The 18992-nt window shown below is 63.5% G+C and carries 15 protein-coding genes and 1 tRNA gene; 4 read left to right on the forward strand and 12 right to left on the reverse strand.

Annotated elements, in window-relative coordinates; all coding sequences use genetic code 11:
- The first annotated feature begins 53 nt into the window (after positions 1-53).
- The gene (locus tag ACSQ3Q_RS13480; RefSeq protein ID WP_436134877.1) at positions 54-854 is read left to right on the forward strand and encodes an outer membrane protein assembly factor BamD; all 801 of its coding nucleotides are present in this window, start codon (positions 54-56) and stop codon (positions 852-854) included.
- Here ACSQ3Q_RS13480 and ACSQ3Q_RS13485 read toward each other — a convergent pair.
- Positions 817-2865 (reverse strand): ATP-dependent DNA helicase, encoded by a 2049-nt coding sequence (locus ACSQ3Q_RS13485; protein WP_436134878.1) that lies wholly within the window; start codon positions 2863-2865, stop codon positions 817-819. The two genes, ACSQ3Q_RS13480 and ACSQ3Q_RS13485, sit on opposite strands and share 38 nt — an antisense overlap.
- Positions 2865-3176: a YdcH family protein gene (locus ACSQ3Q_RS13490; protein WP_436134879.1), complete on the reverse strand. Its 312-nt coding sequence runs from the start codon at positions 3174-3176 to the stop codon at positions 2865-2867. The genes ACSQ3Q_RS13485 and ACSQ3Q_RS13490 overlap by 1 nt, the downstream gene beginning before the upstream one ends.
- Here ACSQ3Q_RS13490 and ACSQ3Q_RS13495 point away from each other — a divergent pair.
- A complete protein-coding gene (locus ACSQ3Q_RS13495) occupies positions 3175-3981 on the forward strand; it encodes a PP2C family protein-serine/threonine phosphatase (RefSeq protein WP_436134880.1) in 807 nt (268 codons plus the stop codon). The genes ACSQ3Q_RS13490 and ACSQ3Q_RS13495 overlap by 2 nt on opposite strands.
- A gap of 252 nt (positions 3982-4233) precedes the next feature.
- On the opposite strand, the gene ACSQ3Q_RS13500 is transcribed toward ACSQ3Q_RS13495, so the two are convergent.
- The 5 genes from ACSQ3Q_RS13500 to ACSQ3Q_RS13520 form a co-directional block, all read right to left on the reverse strand.
- Positions 4234-4944, reverse strand: coding sequence for a hypothetical protein (locus tag ACSQ3Q_RS13500; protein WP_436134881.1), 711 nt, complete (start codon positions 4942-4944; stop codon positions 4234-4236).
- On the reverse strand, positions 4941-6038 hold the full coding sequence (gene zapE, locus ACSQ3Q_RS13505; protein ID WP_436134882.1) for a cell division protein ZapE: 1098 nt from the start codon (positions 6036-6038) through the stop codon (positions 4941-4943). Before zapE ends, ACSQ3Q_RS13500 begins: the two co-directional genes overlap by 4 nt.
- An 81-nt stretch (positions 6039-6119) precedes the next feature.
- Entirely contained in the window at positions 6120-7547 is a 1428-nt protein-coding gene (lpdA, locus tag ACSQ3Q_RS13510) for a dihydrolipoyl dehydrogenase (RefSeq protein ID WP_436134883.1), read from the reverse strand.
- 92 nt (positions 7548-7639) lie between these two features.
- Positions 7640-8920, reverse strand: coding sequence for a 2-oxoglutarate dehydrogenase complex dihydrolipoyllysine-residue succinyltransferase (odhB, locus tag ACSQ3Q_RS13515; RefSeq protein WP_436134884.1), 1281 nt, complete (start codon positions 8918-8920; stop codon positions 7640-7642).
- 57 nt (positions 8921-8977) lie between these two features.
- A complete protein-coding gene (locus ACSQ3Q_RS13520; RefSeq protein ID WP_436134885.1) occupies positions 8978-11857 on the reverse strand; it encodes a 2-oxoglutarate dehydrogenase E1 component in 2880 nt (959 codons plus the stop codon).
- A gap of 230 nt (positions 11858-12087) precedes the next feature.
- Between ACSQ3Q_RS13520 and ACSQ3Q_RS13525 the strand changes: the two genes are divergently transcribed.
- Positions 12088-13152 carry an AI-2E family transporter gene (locus ACSQ3Q_RS13525; RefSeq protein ID WP_436134886.1) on the forward strand — a complete coding sequence of 355 codons (1065 nt, stop codon included), beginning with the start codon at positions 12088-12090 and terminating at the stop codon, positions 13150-13152.
- Positions 13153-13236: 84 nt separating this feature from the next.
- Here the strand turns inward: ACSQ3Q_RS13525 and ACSQ3Q_RS13530 are convergent.
- From ACSQ3Q_RS13530 to tolB, 5 genes are all read right to left on the reverse strand, one after another.
- A tRNA-Lys gene (locus ACSQ3Q_RS13530) sits at positions 13237-13312 on the reverse strand.
- 42 nt (positions 13313-13354) lie between these two features.
- A complete protein-coding gene (locus ACSQ3Q_RS13535) occupies positions 13355-14173 on the reverse strand; it encodes a tRNA threonylcarbamoyladenosine dehydratase (protein ID WP_436134887.1) in 819 nt (272 codons plus the stop codon).
- A 2-nt stretch (positions 14174-14175) separates the two neighbouring features.
- Positions 14176-14967, reverse strand: coding sequence for a tol-pal system protein YbgF (gene ybgF, locus ACSQ3Q_RS13540; protein ID WP_436134888.1), 792 nt, complete (start codon positions 14965-14967; stop codon positions 14176-14178).
- Positions 14967-15506, reverse strand: a complete 540-nt coding sequence (gene pal, locus ACSQ3Q_RS13545; RefSeq protein WP_436134889.1) for a peptidoglycan-associated lipoprotein Pal — start codon at positions 15504-15506, stop codon at positions 14967-14969. The genes ybgF and pal overlap by 1 nt, the downstream gene beginning before the upstream one ends.
- A 44-nt stretch (positions 15507-15550) precedes the next feature.
- On the reverse strand, positions 15551-16870 hold the full coding sequence (gene tolB / locus ACSQ3Q_RS13550) for a Tol-Pal system beta propeller repeat protein TolB (protein WP_436134890.1): 1320 nt from the start codon (positions 16868-16870) through the stop codon (positions 15551-15553).
- 207 nt (positions 16871-17077) lie between these two features.
- Here tolB and msbA point away from each other — a divergent pair, with 207 nt between their 5' ends.
- A complete protein-coding gene (gene msbA / locus ACSQ3Q_RS13555; RefSeq protein ID WP_436134891.1) occupies positions 17078-18868 on the forward strand; it encodes a lipid A export permease/ATP-binding protein MsbA in 1791 nt (596 codons plus the stop codon).
- Positions 18869-18992 lie beyond the last annotated feature (124 nt).

An 18992-nucleotide genomic window follows, 5' to 3' on the forward strand; every position in this document is an offset into this window, starting at 1 on the left:
GCCCGGATACCCTGCGCCCCCTGTTCCTCTTTTGCTGAAAGCTGCTTGCGATGATGCTGCGTGCTCCACTGCCCCTCGTTTCCGCCCTGCTGGTGGCTGGCCTGCTGTCTGCCTGCTCCAATACGACTGTAGACAAAACGGCGGGATGGAGCCCCAACCGCATCCACTCCGAAGCCAAGGACGAAATGAACAGCGGCGCCTACGACAAGGCGGTTCCGCTGCTGGAAAAGCTCGAAGGCCGTGCTGCCGGCACGCCGCTTGCACAGCAGGCGCAGATCGACAAGGCCTACTCCCACTACAAGGCCGGTGAAAAGGCCCAGGCCATCGCCACGCTCGACCGCTTCATGAAGCTGCACCCGGCGAGCCCCGCGCTGGACTACGCGCTGTATCTCAAAGGGCTCGTGAACTTCAACGACAACCTAGGCTTGTTCTCTTTCATCTCGCGCCAGGATCTGTCTGAGCGTGACCAGAAAGCCGCCAAGGATTCGTTTGAGTCCTTCAGCGAACTCTCTACCCGTTTCCCCGATTCGCGCTATGCGCAGGACGCGCGCCAGCGCATGACGTACATCGTGAATTCGCTGGCGCAGTACGAAGTGCATGTGGCGCGCTATTACTTCCAGCGTGGCGCCTATGTGGCAGCCATCGGCCGAGCGCAAGTGGCGGTGGCCGACTACCAAGGCGTGCCCGCGCTGGAAGAGGCCTTGTACATCCTGGTGCAGTCCTATGACGCCCTGGGAATGACGCAACTGCGCGACGACGCTCGCCGCGTGATGGACACCACATACCCCCAAAGCGCCTACCTGCGCGGCAACGGCCTCAAAGAGAAGTCGGACCCGTGGTGGAAGTTCTGGTAAGCGCCAGCAACGCCGAGTCAAATTCCTGCGGTTCCTGAAGGCGCCGCATCGGCGGCAACGCTGCCAGCAGGCGCTTGCCGTAACCCATGGTGACCAGGCGCGTGTCACCCACCACCAGAATCCCCTGATCAGTTTCACGCCGGATCAGGCGCCCCGCCCCCTGTTTGAGTGCCACGGCCGCTTCGGGCAGGGCATACGACTTGAATGCCTTTCCGCCCGATTGCTCGATGCGCTGGGTGCGCGCCTCCACCAATGGATCCCCGGGGGGCGGAAACGGCAGCTTGTCGATGACGACGAGTTGCAGCGCGTCGCCCGGCACATCAAACCCCTCCCAGAATGTCGCCGAGGCCACAAGCACGCAGCCGGGTTGCCCGTGGTCAGTCCCCTCACGAAACCGTTCCATCAGGCGCCGCTTGGGCCATTCGCCCTGCACCAGCACCTCCACGTTGCCGGATGCGGCAAACCGCGCCTTGAGCACCTCACCAATCGTGCGCAAAGCTTTGAGCGTCGTGGTCAGCACGAGGGTTCGTCCGCCCAATTGCTCGATGGCTGGCACCAGCCACCGACCAAGAACATCACTGTGTGATGGGTCGGCGGGCGACGGCAAATGACGCGGTACATACAAAGCCGCCTGGGCAGCATAGTCAAACGGACTTGCAACCCGCAGGATGCGCGCATCCTGCAGCCCTGCCCGCTCGGTAAACCAGCTCAACTGGTCGTCGTCCCCCAAAGTAGCTGACGTAAACACCCAAGCCCTCTGGGGTTCCCCGGCTGACTCGGCAGGCCAGCCATCGTCCTCCGCCGGCTCTGCGGGTGCGGCCAGCAGACGCGTGCGCATGGTCTCTGCAATGTCCAGCGGCGACTCGATGAGCCGCAATTGCCCGCCTACATCCACCCAGCGCACCACGTCCGGGCCCGCGGGCCCTGAAAACCGGGCCAGCCGGGCCAGCAGCTCCCGGCCGCGTTCGTACAGACGCCCGAAGTCGGGGGCGATCTCACTGACCATATCGAGTGCGTCCTGTGCCTGGGCGCAGGCCAGCGCCACAGCGCGCAGCGCGGATTGCCAAGCGCCTTCTTGAACACCATCTGGGACTTCGGCCAGCCAGCGCAGCCGGGCCCCTGTGCGCAGCTCGCCAGCGGTCTGCCGCAAATCGTGTGCGGCGTGGTCCAGGCCCTGTGCCACACGCGCCCAATCGCACAGGCCGCGGGCGTGCTGAAGCCCCGCCGCCAACACGTCGCGGGCGAAATCAGCCAATTGCCCGGTCGACAACTGGGTGCCCAGAAACTGCACCCCCGTCTCATTGATCTGGTGGGCTTCATCAAATACCACCACCCGCACCGATGGCAAGAGTTCGGCCATGCCCGACTCGCGCACCGCCATATCGGCAAAGAAAAGATGGTGGTTGATGACCACGATGTCTGCGGCCAGCGCCTCGCGCCGTGCCAGGTGCACGTGGCATTCGCGAAAACGGGGGCATTGCGATCCGAGGCAGTTCTCGCGGGTGGACGTGACCAGCGGGATCACCGGCGAGCGTTCGTCCAGCCCGGTCAGTTCGGCCAAATCCCCAGATCGCGTGGCATGTGACCACGCTTCGACTTTGGCCAGCACGCGCGCCACACCGCGGTCCTGGGCAAATGCGTCGTGGCGTGCCTGCTCCATGCGATGAAGGCACAGGTAGCTGGCCCGCCCTTTCAGCAGCGCCATGCGCACAGGGATGCCTAGCGTCTGCGCCAAGCCCGGCAGGTCGCGCGCAAAAAGCTGGTCCTGCAGAGCCTTGGTGGCCGTGGACAACAGTACCCGCTCGCCGCTGAGGAGCGCAGGCACCAGATACGAGTAAGTTTTGCCCACGCCCGTGCCCGCCTCGACCACCAGCGCGCCACCGCGCTCCACGGTCTCGGCCACGGCAATCGCCATCTGCGTCTGTCCCTCTCGGGGCTGGAAGTGCGCATCGGCCCGCGCCAGCATGCCGCCGGGAGCGAACACCTCCCGAACCATATCGACCAGGGCCATCAGGCGGGCTCTGGTGGCACCAGGTCCCTGGCGAGCCGGTCCATCGCATCGCACAGCGCAAGACGGTGTTTCTTCAGGCGGCGAAGCACCAGCTCGTCAGGCCTGCACTGGGAGACGCTTCGGTCAATCAGGGCGTCCAGATCCGCATGGTCGATGCGCAAGGCAATGAGCTGCCGGTGGGGCGAATGGTGGTTGGGGTTCAAGGCGTGGCTGCCGTGGATGGCAAAAATGCCACAGGCGGGCGGATAATACGCGTTTGGCCCGCCTCCCGCGACGGCTGTTTGCGTACGCGCCCCCACAATCACCAGCATGACCAAAGCGTTTCGCCTCATTGCGTCCACCGGCATCCACAAGGGTGACCGGGAGTACCAGCAAGATCAGGTCACCCTGATCTCGCACGAACGGCACAACGGCTGCGTGCTGGGTGTCCTCGCCGATGGCATGGGCGGCCGCAGCGGCGGACGCAAGGCCTCGGACCAGGTCATGATGACCGCCCGCCAACTCTTCGAGCGTTACTCGCCCGATACCGACGACCCAGTGGCCATGCTCAAGAGCATGGTGGAAGAGGCGCACATCGTCATCCGCCTCACGGCGATCTCGGCCGAGCAGGAGCCCCACAGCACGATCGCCGCGTTCCTGATCAACCCCCGCGGCGACTGCCACTGGGTGCATGCAGGGGACTCGCGGATCTACCACTTCCAGGGTGCTCGCATGCTGTCTCGCACCAGCGACCACTCCTACGTTCAGGCCCTGGTGGACCGCGGTGAGCTGACTGAGGCCGAAGCCAACAACCACCCGCACTCGAACATCCTGGTCGGCTGCCTGGGCACGGAAAGCGACCCGCCTGTCACCACCCACGTGATTCCCCAACTGCAGCCGGGCGATGTGCTCATGGCGTGCAGCGATGGCGTATGGCACTACTTCTCGCCGACCGAACTCGGCTCGGTCGTGGACTCGCTCACGCCCCGCGAAGCCACGGAGTTCCTGATCGAAAAAGCCCGCTCGCGGGCCCGCGGCGGCGGCGACAACCTGTCGCTGGTGATCGTCAAGATCGAGGCTCTGGTGGAAGAAAAACCAGTCGCGCGGCTTGCGCCCACCGACGCTGGCCGGCCCTGACGGCAGGAGCAGGGAGTTCCGCTCTGACGCGTGCGCCTTGTCTTGCCGGCGGTCGGTAGCGACACTGGCATCTGCTCCCTGCCCCGCGCTGCCCCGCGCCTGCCCCCGACACCCTCTCCTATTGCGCAGCCACGGCCATCGTGGTGGCTCTAGGGTTGGGTTAAGTCGCTATCTCTCTGAAGTCGCTTGGACCTGAGGCGTCGTCACCGAACATAAGCCCCAGGGTGCGCATTGCTCCCCCATCGACTCCCCCTATCGGCTCGCCGCCGGAGCTGGCAACGGCGCAGCAGGCTTGCGCCCCTCGGCCGCCGCGTCCGCCTGGGCCTTTTCCACACGTGCGCGGCGCTCCTCAGCGGCCTTTAAGGTTTCCGCATGGCGGGCCCGGGCTTCGGCAGCACGCTGTGCGTTTTCGGACGAGCGGCTTGCCTGCTCCTGCGCCTGGGTCTGCGCGCGGCTGCGTTGCTGCTGCGCCCGCTGTTCCGCGTCGTGATCGCGTTGCGCCTTGGTGGCCTGTGGGTCGGCGCCAGACTTGCGCACCACCGCACCGGGCCCATCGGCGGCGGGGGCGCTCGCGGGCACGGCGCGCTGTTTCTCTTCGATGGACTGGCGGCGCTCTGCCGCCTTTTCCTTGCGCTCGGCGTCGTTGAGTTCGATCTCTTGCGCGCGCAAGCGGCTCTCTGCATCGCGCACGCGCTCGCGCACGACTTTCAGACAATCTTCAACAGCAAAGCGTTGGTAGCACACCGCCTCGTCGCTGACGCGCTGGGCTTTGATGGCTTCTCGCTCGCGGCGGATGCGGTCGTGCTCCGCCTTGCGCAGAGTCGCCGCCGCGGCTGTACGGGCAGATTCATCACCCGGGGTTGACGCAGACGCCTGGGCCGCAGGGGCTGGCTGCGCCGAGGCATTGGAGCCCGGCACGGCAAAAGCCAGTAGCCCGGCCAGCGAAAGCACTATGTGTTTCATGTCAGTCCCGTATCCACGTCACGGCGTTCCAGGGCCAGGAACTCCTTGGATTGCATCTCGTTGAGGCGCGAGACTGTGCGCGGAAACTCATGCGCCAGGGGCCCTTCGGTATAGAGCTCTTCTGGCGCCACGGCGGCCGACATGATGAGCTTGACGCGACGGTCGTACAGCACGTCGACCAGCCAGGTAAAGCGCCGCGCCGGCGACGCCATGCTGACAGGCAGGTGGGGCACATCGGACAGCAGCACCGTGTGGAACTGCGTGGCGATCTCCAGGTAGTCGTTCTGCGACCGGGGGCCGCCACACAGCGTCCTAAAATCGAACCACACCACGCCACCCGCCTTGCGCCGCGCGCGAATCTCGCGCTGCTCGATGTGGAGTACCGGGTCTTCGTCGTGCACCTCGGCCAGCCTGTCAAACGCCTGGCCCATCTCGGCATCCGCCTCTGCGCCCAGCGGCGTGTGGTAGAGCTTGACGTGTTCCAGCGTACGCCTGCGGTAGTCGGTGCCGTTGTCGACATTCACGACTTCCAGCTTTTCATTGAGCAGTGCAATCGCCGGCAAGATCCGGTCGCGGTGCAAGCCTCCCGGGTACAGGTCATCGGGCTTGAAATTGGACGTCGTGACAAAGCCCACGCCATTTGCAAACAGCGCCGCCAGCAGGCGGTGCAGGATCATGGCGTCGGTAATGTCGGCCACGTGGAACTCATCAAAGCAGATGAGTTTGTAGCGCTTGGAGATGCGCTCGCCCAGCACGTCAAGCGGGTTCACCGTGCCCTGCAACGCAGCCAGCTCGCGGTGCACCTCGCGCATGAACTCATGGAAGTGCAGGCGCACCTTGCGCTTCAAGGGCACTGCATCGAAGAAGCACTCCATGAGGAAGCTCTTGCCGCGCCCTACCCCGCCGTACATGTACACACCGCGGGGAACATCGGGGCGGTTGATCAGCTTCTTGATCGCATTGGAGCGCTGGGCCTTATAGGCAGCCCACTCGTCGGCGCAGCGCTGCAAAGCGTCCACTGCGCGCAGCTGGGCAGGGTCGCTTTGATAGCCTTTGGAGGCCAGTTCGGCCAGGTAAGCCTGTTTGACGGTCACGTAGCGAATGCCTCTGTGCTATGAATTTAATAGCTACCAGCGCTTGATGATCAAGCGCTGGAGCCTGTTTTCACTCAAAACTCAGAAGTTCAGCGTGCGCTTGTCGACTGCGAGGGCCGCTTCCTTGGTCGCTTCGCTCAGGGATGGGTGCGCGTGGCAGATGCGCGCGATGTCTTCGCTGCTGGCCTTGAACTCCATCGCCACCACGGCTTCAGAGATCAGCTCGCTGGCCTGCGGCCCCACGATGTGCACACCCAGAATTTCGTCGGTCTCGGCATCGGCCAGCATCTTGACCATGCCGGTCGTGTCGCCCAGCGCGCGTGCGCGGCCGTTGGCCAGGAACGGGAAGGTGCCGGCCTTGTACTTGACGCCATCGGCCTTGAGCTGCTGCTCGGTGCGGCCCACCCATGCAATCTCGGGGCTGGTGTAGATGACCCAGGGCACGGTGTTGAAGTTCACGTGGCCGTGCTGGCCGGCAATGCGCTCGGCCACGGCAACGCCTTCTTCCTCGGCCTTGTGCGCCAGCATCGGGCCGCGCACCACGTCGCCCACCGCCCACACGCCGGGCAAGTTGGTCTTGCAGTCGGCATCGACGACGATGGCACCGCGCTCGTCAAGGGCCAGGCCCACGGCTTCGACGTTCAGGCCGATGGTGTTGGGCACGCGGCCGATGGAGACGATGAGCTTGTCCACGTCCAGCGACAAGGCTTCGCCCTTGGCATTGGTGTAGGCGATGGAGACGCCCTTCTTGCCGGTCTTGATCTCGCCGACCTTCACGCCCAGCTCGATCTTCAGACCCTGCTTGTCGAACGCCTTCTTGGCTTCCTTGGCGATCTGCTCGTCCACCGCGCCCAGGAACGTGGGCAGGCCTTCGAGGATGGTGACTTCGGCACCCAGGCGGCGCCACACCGAGCCCATTTCCAGGCCGATCACGCCCGAGCCGATGAGGCCGAGCTTCTTGGGCACCGCGCCCACGCGCAGCGCGCCGTCGTTGGACAGCACGAACTCTTCATCGAACGGCGTGCCGGGCAGCGCACGGGCGTTGGAGCCGGTGGCGATGATGATTTGCTTGGCCGTCAGCGACTCTTCGGCGGCGCCGGCCACCTTGATCTCGTAGCCGCCTTCGGCAGCTTTGACGAACGAGCCACGGCCGTGGAAGAAGCTGACCTTGTTCTTCTTGAACAGGTACAGGATGCCGTCGTTGTTCTGCTTCACGACGGTGTCCTTGCGGGCGATCATCTTGGCCACGTCCATCTTGACGTCGCTGGCCGTGATGCCGTGCTCGGCAAAGTGCTTGTTGGCGTGCTCGAAATGCTCGGACGACTGCAGCAGCGCCTTGGACGGAATACAGCCCACGTTGGTGCAGGTGCCGCCCGGTGCGGGGCCGCCCTTTTCGTTCTTCCACTCGTCGATGCAGGCTACGTTGAAGCCCAGTTGTGCTGCGCGGATGGCGGCGATATAGCCGCCGGGGCCGCCACCGATGACGATCACGTCGAATTGTTTGCTCATGTCGGTCTCACTCAATCAATCGTTCATTGGAAAAAAACCCACCGGCGGGCAAGGCCAGAGGCCGGCCACGCGGGTGGGTCGATTCAGGCGCTTCAGATGTCGAACAGGAGGCGCGATGGGTCTTCCAGCGCATCCTTCATCGCCACCAGGCCCAGCACGGCTTCGCGGCCGTCGATGATGCGGTGGTCATACGACATGGCCAGATAGTTCATCGGGCGCACCACGACCTGGCCGTTTTCGACCATGGCGCGGTCCTTGGTGGCGTGCACGCCCAGGATGGCCGATTGCGGTGGGTTGATGATGGGGGTGGACATCATCGAGCCGAAGGTGCCGCCGTTGGAGATGGAGAACGTGCCACCGGTCATCTCTTCGATGCCCAGCTTGCCTTCGCCAGCCTTCTTGCCGAATTCGGCGATCTTCTTCTCGATGTCGGCAAAGCTCATCTGGTCTGCATTGCGCAGGATGGGCACCACCAGCCCACGGGGAGAGCCCACGGCGATACCGATGTCGAAATAGCCGTGGTAGACGATGTCGTTGCCATCGACCGACGCATTCAGCACGGGATACTTCTTGAGCGCATGCACCGCTGCCTTCACGAAGAAGGACATGAAGCCCAGCTTGGTACCGTGTTCCTTGGTGAAGGAGTCCTGGAACTTCTTGCGCAGGTCCATCACCGGGGCCATGTTCACTTCATTGAACGTGGTCAGGATGGCGTTGGTCGACTGCGACTGCAGCAAACGCTCGGCCACGCGGGCGCGCAGGCGGCTCATGGGTACGCGCTGCTCGGGGCGACCGCTCAGGTCTTCCTTGGCAGCGGGGGCCGACACCTGCGGCAGCGCCTTGGTGGGCACGCCGGTAGGGATGGAGCTCGGGGCTGCAACTGCTGCCTTGGCGGTACCGCCAGCACCACCGGCGACTGCGCCGAGCACGTCGCCCTTGGTCACGCGGCCATCCTTGCCCGTGCCGGCCACGGCCGATGCGGACAGGTTGTTCTCGGCCAGGAGCTTGGCAGCAGCTGGCATGGCGACGTCGCCCTTGGAACCGCCCGCAGCGGCAGCTGCAGGAGCCGCAGCGGCGGGTGCCGATGCTGCAGCGGCCGGTGCGGCTGCAGGCGCAGCAGCGCCAGCCTTGCCTTCGGTGTCGATCTTGGCGATGAGCTGCTCTGCCACCACGGTGGCGCCGTCGCCTTGCACGATTTCGGCCAACACGCCAGCCGACGGCGCGGGCACTTCCAGCACCACTTTGTCGGTTTCGATCTCGATCAGGATTTCGTCCACGGCCACGAATTCACCGGCCTTCTTCTTCCACGTCAGCATGGTGGCTTCGGCCACGGATTCGGACAGCTGGGGGACTTTGACTTCTACGATAGCCATATCAATCTTTCGGAATGGGGTTTTGTCTGTTCTGTTCTGGAATGGGGTAAGCCGGCCTTACTTGGTCAGGACAAAACCCTTGAGCTTGGCGAACGCGCCGTCCACCAGCGCCTTTTGCTGTTCCTGGTGCAGGTGCGCATAACCGACGGCAGGCGATGCCGATGCCGCGCGGCCGGAGTAACCCAGCTTCTGGCCTTCGAGCATGTTCTCGTGGATGTTGTGCTGGATGAAGAACCAGGCGCCCTGGTTCTGTGGCTCGTCCTGGCACCACACCACGTCGGTGGCGTTGGGGTACTTCTTGAGCTCGGTGGCAAACGCCTTGTGCGGGAACGGATAGAGCTGTTCCACGCGGATGATGGCCACGTCGTCGTCTTCGCGCTCGGTGCGCTTCTTGACGAGGTCGTAGTACACCTTGCCGGAACAGGCAATCACACGCTTGACCTTCGCGGCCTTCTTCACGATGGCTTCGTCCTGCTCAGGAATCACCGTCTGGAAGCTGCCCTTGGTGAACTCGGACAGCGGCGAGGTCGCATCCTTGTTACGCAACAGCGACTTCGGCGTCATGATGATCAGCGGCTTGCGCAGATCGCGCACCATCTGGCGGCGCAGGACGTGGAAGATCTGGCTGGCCGTCGTGGGTTGCACCACCTGCATGTTGGCATCGGCCGACAGCTGCATGAAGCGCTCCAGGCGCGCCGAGCTGTGCTCCGGACCCTGGCCTTCATAACCGTGGGGCAGCATCAGCGTGATGCCGTTCACACGGCCCCACTTCACTTCGCCCGAGGCGATGAACTGGTCGATCACGACCTGCGCGCCGTTGGCAAAATCGCCGAACTGCGCTTCCCAGATCACCAGGGTGTTGGGGTCGTTGGATGCGTAGCCGTATTCGAAGCCCAACACGGCTTCTTCAGACAGGATCGAATCGATCACGACGAACGGGGCTTGGTTCTCGGCCACGTTTTGCAGCGGCGTGTAGGTACCGATGTCCCATTTCTCGCGCTTTTGGTCATGGATCACGGAGTGTCGGTGCGTGAACGTGCCACGGCCGCAGTCTTCACCCGACAGGCGCACGGGATAGCCCGAAGCCACCAGCGACGCGTACGCCATGTGCTCGCCCATGCCCCAATCCACGGGGATCTCGCCGCGGCCCATGGCAGCGCGGTCGTCGTACACCTTCTTGACCAGTTGGTGCGGCGTAACGCTTTCTGGGATGGTGGTGATCTTCTCGGCCAGGCGCTTCCATTCGGCCAGCGGGATGGCCGTATCGCCAGCGTCTGTCCACTTCTTGCCCAGGAACGGGCTCCAGTCCACAGCGTACTTGCTCTTGAAGTTGGTCAACACGGGGTCGACCGTATGCTTGCCAGCATCCATGGCAGCGCGGTAGGCCTTGACCATGTCGTCGCCCAGCGTATCGCCCAGGCCTTGCGTGGCCAGCTTGTCGGCGTACAGCTTGCGCGTGCCGGGATGCTGGCCGATCTTCTTGTACATCAGCGGCTGCGTCAGCGCGGGGGTGTCCTGCTCGTTGTGGCCCAGCTTGCGGAAGCAGATGATGTCCACGACCACGTCCTTCTGGAATTCCATGCGGAATTCGAGGGCGAGCTGGGTGGCCAGCACGACGGCTTCTGGATCGTCACCGTTGACGTGCAATACGGGCGACTCGACCATCTTCACGATATCGGTGCAATACAGCGTCGAGCGTGCATCGCGCGGATCAGAGGTGGTAAAGCCGATCTGGTTGTTGATGATGATGTGCACCGTGCCGCCCGTGGAATAACCACGGGTTTGCGCCAGCGCCAGGGTTTCCTGGTTCACGCCCTGGCCGGCAAAGGCGGCGTCGCCGTGCACCAGCACAGGCAGCACCTGCTTGCCTTGCAGGTCGGCGCGCCGGTCCATGCGGGCACGCACCGAGCCTTCGACCACCGGGTTCACGATTTCGAGGTGCGAGGGGTTGAACGCCAGCGACAGGTGGACTGGCCCGCCGGGGGTCGTCACGTCGGAGCTGAAGCCCTGGTGGTACTTCACGTCACCCGATGGCAGCTCTTCGGGCGCGGTGTGGTCGAACTCGGCGAACAGGTCCGCAGGCATCTTGCCCAGGGAGTTGACGAGCACGTTCAGACGGCCACGGTGGGCCATGCCGATCACGATTTCCTGTACGCCCTTGGCACCAGCAGACTGGATGAGCTCGTCCATCGCGGCGATGAAGCTCTCGCCCCCTTCGAGGGAAAAACGCTTCTGGCCAACGTACTTGGTGTGCAGGAAGCGCTCCAGGCCTTCAGCGGCCGTCAGGCGGTCGAGGATGTGCTTTTTCTTCTCGGCACCGAAGCTGGGCTTGCTGCGGATGGTTTCGAGCTTTTCCTGCCACCAGCGCTTTTGGTTCTGGTCGGTGGCGTACATGTACTCGGCGCCAATGGAGCCGCAGTAGGTTTCGCGCAGGGCGTTGATCAGTTCGCGCAACGGCAGGGATTCCTTGCCGAAGAACGTGTTGCTGATGTTGAAGACGGTTTCCTGGTCGGCGTCGCTGAAACCGTAGAACGAAGGTTCGAGTTCGGGAATCGCGGGGCGCTCGGTGCGCTTGAGTGGGTCCAGATCGGCCCAGCGTTGGCCCACGTTGCGGTACGCAGCAATCAGCTGCTGAACGGCGGTGCGCTTGCGACCCAGTTCCGAATCTGCTCCCGTGGCGACGACGACCTTGGTGCCACCTTGCTTTGCACGTTCGGCAAAGGCATTGATCACGGGAAGGTGCGGAACGTCCTTGGCATTGCTGCCATCCACTGCCGGCACGTTTTGAAGTGCGTCAAAGTACTCGCGCCAGTTGTCTGGCACGCTACCTGGGTTGGCAAGGTAGTTTTCGTACATCTCTTCGACATAGGGCGCATTGCCGCCGAAGAGGTAGGTGTTGCCTTGGTAGGCTTGATAGACGGATGTCGTATCGCTCATATTCCGCTGACCTCCGCTTTCCTTGGGAAAGCATTAGCTGGTTGAGAAACCTTCCGCGACACGGCTTGACCGATTGGCGGATGCGACAGTGGCTGGGGAAGGGCCTGGTTGCGGGCGCAATTGTGCCACCGAACACGCACCCGCCCTAATTCGCGACGTTGTCCAGGTGCAAAAAGCAGGCCGCGTGGCAGGGCTCGCTTACATTGCGTGTATTCCACTGCCGACCTTTTATGAAGCCCGCCCACCCCCAGTCCAAAGCCTTCTTGTTGTTGTTGACCCTTGTGACCATCGCCTTCGGGGCGATCCTCTGGCAGTTCCATGGAGCGGTCTTCTGGGGCGTGACATTGGCCATCCTGTTTGCGCCTTTGCACCGCAAGCTGTTGCAGCGCATGCCCGGGCGCACCAATCTGGCAGCGCTGTGTACTCTGGGGCTGTGTCTGGTTGTTGTCATCCTGCCAATGACGGCCATTACTATCTCACTGATCCAGGAGGCCACGGTGGTGTATGAGCGGGTGCGCTCCGGGCAGCTCAACTTTGGCCTGTACCTGCAGCAAGTGATCTCCGCACTGCCCGCCTGGGCCGCGGGCCTGCTGGACAGCTTGAATCTCACCTCCATCACCGAACTGCAAGAAAAATTCTCATCGGTGGCTGTGCAAGCCAGCCGGTTCGTTGCAGGCCAGGCGCTGAGCATTGGCCAGAACACCCTGGAGTTTGTGGTCAGCTTCGGTCTCATGCTGTACCTGCTGTTTTTCCTGCTGCGCGACGGCTCGAGCCTCGCGCAGCGCATCGGGCATGCCACTCCGCTGGACGATGGGCACAAGCGCCAGCTGGTGGACAAATTCACCACCGTGATCCGCGCCACGGTCAAAGGCAACATCGTGGTGGCCGCATCTCAAGGAGCCTTGGGCGGCATGATCTTCTGGATTCTGGGAATCCAGGGCCCTGTACTGTGGGGCGTGCTGATGGCATTCCTGTCGCTGCTGCCCGCTGTGGGCGCCGGCCTGATTTGGGTGCCTGTTGCCATCTACTTCCTTGCCACGGGTGCGGTATGGCAAGGGGTTGTGCTCATCGCGTTTGGTGTGTTCGTGATCGGGCTGGTGGACAACGTGCTGCGCCCCATTCTGGTGGGCAAGGACACCAAGATGCCGGACTATGTGGTGCTGATCTCGACCCTGGGCGGCATGTCGTTGTTCGGCCTTACCGGATTTGTCATCGGCCCGGTGATCGCGGCCTTGTTCATCGCGACCTGGGATCTTTTTGCGCCGACCAAGGGCAACGGTTCCTCGTTCTCGTAACGGGTAAAACCTATCTGAGCGCACCCTCTAGCACGGGGCGCCAAAAGAAAAGGCCCTGTATCGCTACAGGGCCTTCGTATTGGATGGTAGGACGTACAAGATTCGAACTTGTGACCAACGGATTAAAAGTCCGCTGCTCTACCAACTGAGCTAACGTCCCATCCTGTTGCAGCCGTTGATTTAACTGCTGCAAAGCCTCAAATTATAACGTCTTTTTATGCCGTTTTTTGAAGCCGGCGGCAAGCTGATCAAGTACCCATCCTGCGGCGCATTGGCCAAAAGTCGCGGTCACCGCCACGACCGAGCCGTAGCCATGGCAATTCAGCGAGCCATCTCCGTCCCCGTCGATGTTGCACGACGCGTCCGGCCCAGCCACCGCCTCTCTGCTGAACACACAGATAGTGCCGATCTTCTTTCCTTCGCGTGGAGCCCCATGCTGCTTGCGCAAGCGGTAACGCAACTGCGCCAGCAGCGGATCGTGCGTTGTCAGGGCGAGGTCTTCGATATCAACCTTGTGCGCATGGCGCTTGCCCCCGGCGGCCCCCACCGCAATGTGCAGCACGCGCTCGTCACGCGCCCAAGCGGCGATAGCCGTCTTCGCCTTGACCTGGTCGCAGGCGTCCACCACAGCGTCCACCGGGTAGGGCAGCAGGCCTGGCCAGTTCTCGGGTGTGGCGAAGTCGTCCACACAATGCACTGTGCACGCCGGGTTTATTTGCGCTATCCGGTCCCGCATGGCCAAGACCTTGGCCTGGCCGACGGTGTCAGTCAGCGCATGGATCTGGCGATTGACGTTGGACTCGGCCACATGGTCCATGTCGACCAGCGTGATCTGCCCCACGCCGCTGCGCGCCAGCGCCTCCGCAGCCCACGACCCGACGCCGCCGATGCCGATGACGGCAACATGTGCTGCGCGGATGCGTGCGGCACCGGCCACGCCGTAAAGCCGCTCAAGCCCGCCAAAGCGGCGCTCGAGTTCGGCAGCCGGCAATACCGGCGCCGGAGGTGCCTCGGCAGACATGCTTACTTCAGGCGCGAAAGCCGCTCTTTGGCCGCCATAGCGGCTTCAGACTGCGGATACATACGCACAAGATCTTCGAGGGTCTTGCGGGCTGCGCGGGTGTCTTTGAGTTCGATCTGACAGTTGGCAATCGACAAAGCCGCCTCCGGAGCACGGGCGTGCGATGGAGCATCCGACAACATCTGCTTGAAGTTGTTGATGGACTCCTTGTAGTCGCGGTTCGCGTACTGCGCATTTCCGAGCCAAAAGCGGGCAGAGGGCACGTAGCCGCTGCGCGGGTATTGCCGGACAAAGGCTGCAAACGCGGCACCGGCCTCTGTGAACTTGCCAGAACGGAAAACACCCAGCGCCGCTTCAAAGTCACGTTTCTCCGCCGGGTCCGCCTGGAACTCCAGACCATCCACCGTGACCTTCACCGGTTCGAACTGACGCAGGCGGTCGTCCACGCCTTGGGCGATGTCTTTTTGCCGGCGCTGCAGATCCGCGGCATCCCGAAGCAGCTGCTCGTTTTGCCCGCGCAACTTGGCCTGCTCCACACGCAGCGTCTCAATCTGCGTCTGCAGATCGAGAAGGCTGCGGCGCAACTGGCTGTTGTCCTCTCCCAGCCTGCGCACTTCGTCGGAAGTGCGTTGCTGAGACGCCTGCAAACCATCGACGCGCTGGCGCATTTCGATGATCGCTCGGCGGGCTTCATCGTCCTCGAAGAGCGCCGCATGGCTGGCCGGCACCAAGGCCGCCAGCAAGGCCGCTGCCGCGAGGGCCTTGCGAGGGAAAGACAGAGGAAGCACGCGCATCAACGATAGGACAGTTCAGCGCGACGGTTTTGAGCGTGCGCATCTTCGGAATTGCCTTGCGCAGCAGGCTTTTCCTTGCCAAAGCTCACGGCTTCAACCTGGCTGTCCGGCACGCCGAGCAGGCCCAGCGAGCGGCGCACGGCTTCAGCACGCTTTTGACCCAGCGCCAGGTTGTACTCACGGCCGCCACGGTCATCGGTGTGGCCTTCGATCATGACCTTGCGGTTGGTGCCGGCCTTGATGAAGCGCGAATGCGCTTCGATCAGCGACTGGAACTCTGGCTTGATGACGTAGCTGTCGTAGTCAAAGTACACGATGCGGGCCACGCCCTGTGGGCCGGCAGCGTCGCGCGCCGACTGACCCAAGTCCACGCCCGCCACGCCGCTTTGTGCGGTGTTGCCGGAGTTCGCGCCACTGTTCGTGCCCATCGTGGACGTGGCGTTTTTGTCTTCGACAGGCACGTCATCCAGCTTCACGCCAGAACTGCAACCGGCCATCAGTGCGACCACGGAAAGGGCAAGGGTAAAACGTTTGATCATCCGAAATTCTCCTGAAAACTTGATAAATAGAAAGGATTGAAAGTTCACTGCTTCTGGTACGGACCCCAGTCCGGTTCGCGAATGTCGCCGCCCTGGCCTGCAAGGCGTGCCTTGATCTTGCCGTCGAGCGTCGTGGTCATGAGGGCTTCACGGCCCTGCTGCTGGGTTGCGTAGACGATCAGGCGGCTGTTGGGGGCGAAGCTGGGGTTTTCGTCCGCGGTCGAATCGGTCACCGCGTTCGCCGTGCCAGACGCCAGGTCCATCACATAGAGCTTGAACGCGCCACCGACGCGGGAAACGTAGGCCAGCCAGCGGCCGTCCGGGCTCACGCTGGGCGAGATGTTGTAGCTGCCGGTGAAGGTGACTCGCTCTGCATTGCCGCCTGACGCAGGCACCTTGTAGATCTGGGGGGCACCCCCGCGGTCGCTCACGAAGTAGATGCTGCGGCCGTCGCCGGAGTACGCGGGTTCGGTATCGATGCCCGCGCTTTGCATGAGGCGGCGTGGCTCGCCACCATTGGCATCGATGGTATAGAGCTGAGAGCCCCCATCGCGACTCAGTGTCACGGCCAGCGATCGCCCGTCCGGAGCCCATGCTGGCGCACTGTTGGAGCCGCGGAAATTCGCAATCAGGCGGCGGCGGCCGGATGCGACGTCATGGACATACACCACTGGCTTCCGGGACTCGAACGACACATACGCGAGTTGGCCGCCGTTGGGCGACCACGCAGGCGAAATGATGGGCTCGGGGCTCGACAGCGCAGACTGCGAGTTTTCGCCGTCGGCATCTGCCACCCACAGGCTGTAGCGGGAGCCCGTTTTGGTGACGTAGGCAATGCGGGTCGAAAAAACGCCGCGCTCGCCGGTGAGCTTTTCATAGATGAAATCCGCGATGCGGTGCGCCACCAGGCGCAGGTCGCCCTGCGTGACAACGAAACTCTGGCCGCCGAGGTCCTGGCCCTTGACCACGTCCCAGAGGCGAAAGCGGATGTCAAAGCGGCCGTCGGGCAGTCGTGTGATGCTGCCGGTCGCCAGCGAATCCGCACTCTTTTGCCGCCAGAGGGCGACGTCGGGACGCGCCGTTTCATCCAGAGCCACACCCGACGCGTCGACCGCGCGGAATTGGCCGCTGCGCTCCAGGTCCGCCTGCACGATGGCTGAAATTTTCTGGGGGGCCTGAGCCTCGCCCCGGAAGGGCGCGATGGCAATGGGCAATTGGGTTAGGCCGACCCCCGTAACCTCGACGCGGAACTGCGCAAGGGCCGGAACGGCGGGAGTGGCGACCAGCGCAGCCAGCACGTGGCGGCGCAGGGGTTGCGGCAAAGCCGCATAAGATTTTTGAGATGGGATTCGATCTGTGGTCATTGGCATCCAGCTGTGGCCGAACAAGCGCCTGGGGGCTTGTTCAATGTCATTTTGGAGATCGCTAAGCAAACCCGAATGTTACACACAGCGGGGAAACCCCTGTGACAAACTGTGCGCCACCGCTGCGATTGATGCTCCTATTTTTGACAAGCTGCGGCACGGGTGGCTGTAAGCCACTGCCGGACGCAAACGTAGAATTCGGCCCACATGCACGCCAAAGACCCGGGCTCCGCGCCTGCCGACACCCCCTCCTCGCCCCCTGCCAGCCTGACGCATCGCCTTCAGCGCTTGTCGGTCTACTTCGGAAATCAACGCGTGGCCTGGGGCCTGGCCATCGTGGCCACCCTCGTGGGCGCGGTCACAGAGCCCCTGATCCCTGCCCTGTTGCAGCCGCTGCTCGACCGCGGTTTTACCCAAGGCACTTTGCAGCTGTGGATGGTCCCCCTGGCCATCCTGGGCATCTTCTTCGTACGGGGCGTGGCGCAGTTTGTCGGCCAGTACGCGCTTGCCCGCATTGCCAACGAAGGCATGCTGAAGCTGCGGCAGTCGCTGTTCGACCGGGTCCTCGCGGCCGAGACGGGCCTGTTCACGCGCCAGTCGGCCAGCGCGCTGTCCAACACCGTCGTTTACGAGGTCCAAACCGGCGCAACGCTGCTGGTGCAGGCGCTGATGGGCCTGTCGCGCGATGGCTTCACCCTGATCGCGCTGCTGCTGTATCTGCTGTACCTCAACTGGCAGCTCACCTTGATCGTCGCGGTGGTCGTGCCGGGGGTGGCTTGGATCATGAAGACGCTGTCCAAGCGCCTGTACCACCTCACCAAAAGCAGCCAGCAGGCCACAGACGAATTGGCCTACGTGGTGGAAGAAAACGTGCTGGCGCACCGCATGGTCCGGCTGCATGGCGCGCAAGAAGGCCAAGCCGCGCGTTTTGCCGGCCTGAGCGGCAGCCTCCGGCGCCTGGCGATCAAATCCACGATTGCTTCGGCGGCGATGACACCGTTGACGCAACTGCTCGCGGCTGCGGCGCTTTCGGTGGTGATCTGCATCGCGCTGTGGCAAAGCCGGGGTGCTGTCGACTCCAAGGACGTTACGGTGGGTGGGTTTGTGTCCTTCATCACGGCCATGCTGATGCTCATCGCGCCCATCCGTCGGCTGGCCGATGTGGCGAGCCCCGTCACACGGGGGGTGGCGGCGCTCGAGCGCGGCCTGGCCCTGCTGGGTGACACCGGTGCGGAAAGCGGTGGGCAACACCGTGCAGAACGCGTGCGCGGTGAGCTGGAACTGCGCGATGTGACCGTGTCTTTCGGCCCTGACCACGCCCCTGCCCTCGACCGCCTGAGCCTGCGCGTGGCCCCGGGCGAGATCGTGGCCCTGGTGGGGCCGTCGGGTGCGGGCAAGACCACCCTGGTCAACCTTCTGCCGCGGTTCGTGATGCCAAGCGCCGGCGACATTCTGGTGGACGGGCATCCCCTGCCCGAGTGGGACCTCGGCTCGCTGCGCTCGCAGTTTGCGATGGTGAGCCAGGATGTCGTCATGTTCAACGACACCATCGCCGCCAACGTGGCGCTGGGCCGCAGCGTGGACGAACAGCGTGTGCGCGACTGCCTGGACGCCGCCAACCTGGCCGCGCACGTGGCGGCACTGCCGCAAGGCATCCACACCCTGGTGGGCCACAACGCCACGCAATTGTCTGGCGGTCAGCGGCAGCGGCTGGCCATTGCGCGGGCGTTGTACAAGAACGCGCCGATCCTCATCCTTGACGAGGCCACCTCGGCGCTCGACACGGAATCGGAGCGCCTGGTGCAGGACGCGCTCCAGCGCCTGATGCAGGGGCGTACCACGCTGGTGATCGCCCACCGCCTGTCCACCATCGAACATGCGGACCGGGTGGTAGTGATGGAACGCGGGCGCATTGCCGAGCAAGGCACCCATGCCGAGCTGATGGCGCAAGGCGGCCTGTACGCCCGCCTGCAGTCACGGCCCGCAGAAGCCAGTTAGTTCAAAAATAATAGCTAACAACGCTTACTGGATAAGCGCTGGAGGCCATTTATATTCAAAATTTCAGCTCCAAGGGCCGCGCAGCCGTGTGCTACCGCTCCTGGCGGCTTGCTTGCGGCCACCG

This window comes from Acidovorax sp. LjRoot129 (genome assembly GCF_964253765.1).
In the GTDB taxonomy this organism is placed as follows: domain Bacteria; phylum Pseudomonadota; class Gammaproteobacteria; order Burkholderiales; family Burkholderiaceae_C; genus Acidovorax.

Coding starts and splice junctions, on each gene's coding strand:
- tolB (WP_436134890.1), bottom strand. CDS start 16,870: ATGACCACAGATCGAATCCCATCTCAAAAATCTTATGCGGCTTTGCCG.
- lpdA (WP_436134883.1), bottom strand. CDS start 7,547: ATGAGCAAACAATTCGACGTGATCGTCATCGGTGGCGGCCCCGGCGGC.
- ybgF (WP_436134888.1), bottom strand. CDS start 14,967: ATGCGCGTGCTTCCTCTGTCTTTCCCTCGCAAGGCCCTCGCGGCAGCG.
- ACSQ3Q_RS13485 (WP_436134878.1), bottom strand. CDS start 2,865: ATGGCCCTGGTCGATATGGTTCGGGAGGTGTTCGCTCCCGGCGGCATG.
- ACSQ3Q_RS13520 (WP_436134885.1), bottom strand. CDS start 11,857: ATGAGCGATACGACATCCGTCTATCAAGCCTACCAAGGCAACACCTAC.
- odhB (WP_436134884.1), bottom strand. CDS start 8,920: ATGGCTATCGTAGAAGTCAAAGTCCCCCAGCTGTCCGAATCCGTGGCC.
- ACSQ3Q_RS13480 (WP_436134877.1), top strand. CDS start 54: ATGCTGCGTGCTCCACTGCCCCTCGTTTCCGCCCTGCTGGTGGCTGGC.
- ACSQ3Q_RS13490 (WP_436134879.1), bottom strand. CDS start 3,176: ATGCTGGTGATTGTGGGGGCGCGTACGCAAACAGCCGTCGCGGGAGGC.
- ACSQ3Q_RS13500 (WP_436134881.1), bottom strand. CDS start 4,944: ATGAAACACATAGTGCTTTCGCTGGCCGGGCTACTGGCTTTTGCCGTG.
- msbA (WP_436134891.1), top strand. CDS start 17,078: ATGCACGCCAAAGACCCGGGCTCCGCGCCTGCCGACACCCCCTCCTCG.
- ACSQ3Q_RS13525 (WP_436134886.1), top strand. CDS start 12,088: ATGAAGCCCGCCCACCCCCAGTCCAAAGCCTTCTTGTTGTTGTTGACC.
- pal (WP_436134889.1), bottom strand. CDS start 15,506: ATGATCAAACGTTTTACCCTTGCCCTTTCCGTGGTCGCACTGATGGCC.
- ACSQ3Q_RS13495 (WP_436134880.1), top strand. CDS start 3,175: ATGACCAAAGCGTTTCGCCTCATTGCGTCCACCGGCATCCACAAGGGT.
- ACSQ3Q_RS13535 (WP_436134887.1), bottom strand. CDS start 14,173: ATGTCTGCCGAGGCACCTCCGGCGCCGGTATTGCCGGCTGCCGAACTC.